At 52.0% G+C, this 248-nt stretch carries 1 tRNA gene; it reads right to left on the bottom strand.

What is annotated here, in order from left to right:
• Positions 1-54 precede the first annotated feature (54 nt).
• A tRNA-Glu gene (locus OGX96_RS00730) sits at positions 55-130 on the bottom strand.
• Between the last annotated feature and the right edge of the window lie 118 nt (positions 131-248).

Raw genomic sequence — 248 nt, 5'->3', positions numbered from 1 at the left:
AAGTCAGTTTTGAGATACTTCGGTCGGCGACTTTCACTCACACATACCAGCAAGTGGCGTCCCCTAGGGGATTCGAACCCCTGTTACCGCCGTGAAAGGGCGGTGTCCTGGGCCTCTAGACGAAGGGGACACTGAAGTCTCAATCGCAAGACGCCTTGCTATTTACTTTTCATCAGACAATCTGTGTGAGCACTACAAAGGCAGGTTCTTTAAGGTAAGGAGGTGATCCAACCGCAGGTTCCCCTACG

Source organism: Citrobacter sp. Cpo100 (assembly GCF_030332595.1).
Taxonomy (GTDB): Bacteria; Pseudomonadota; Gammaproteobacteria; order Enterobacterales; family Enterobacteriaceae; genus Citrobacter; species Citrobacter portucalensis.
Note: the sequence above shows the minus strand (reverse complement) of the source record. Positions and strands in the feature narration are given on the sequence as shown.